2 pseudogenes are annotated in these 636 nt (G+C 54.4%); both read left to right on the forward strand.

The window, feature by feature from the left end:
* A pseudogene (locus A3754_RS27340) lies at positions 1–228 on the forward strand (EF-P beta-lysylation protein EpmB); the annotation flags it as partial.
* Between the two features lie 156 nt (positions 229–384).
* Positions 385–636: pseudogene (locus A3754_RS05795) on the forward strand (hypothetical protein); the annotation flags it as partial.

The following is a 636-nucleotide window of genomic DNA, read 5'->3' on the forward strand; positions in this document are numbered from 1 at the left end:
AGGGTGGAAACGCTGGCGGATTTATCCGATGCCCTTTTTGCTGCGGGAGTGTTGCCTTATTACCTGCATCAGCTGGATGCAGTGCAGGGAGCAGCCCATTTTGCCGTGCCCGATGCCATTGCCCGGGAGCTGCATGCGGACTTGCGTGCGCGCCTGCCGGGCTTTCTGGTGCCAAGGCTGACTCGGGAAGAGCCGGGAGAGCCCGCTAAAACGGTGCTGGCCGGTTAAGAGGCGCGGTCCGCAAGCCCTTTCTGAGGAATGTGGCACAGCGTTTACAGAATTGTAGCGGTATCGTAAAGTCGTGTGACACAGGACGCATAAATAACAAGAACTAATACCAAATAACTAGGTAGCCTGGATGCCGCCAAGATAAGGATTATCTTCATGGAGCAACCAGCCCAGACAGTGCGATTGAAACTGCCCGAGCAGGATTTGCCGCACCTGACACTTGGCGCTGATCAGCCGAAGAAGCTGGAGCAGTGGGTGGAGTCTCTTCCGATCATGAATATGGGAGAAACGGCTCGACAGCTGTACCAGTTTATTCAGGAGCTTAATCGGCTGCAGATTGATTCCAAACTCCGCTTTCAGTTACTGGAAGTCGTGCGCCCGTCTATTCTTCATGTCAGCGATTCGCTG

Source organism: Alcanivorax sp. HI0083 (assembly GCF_001635175.1).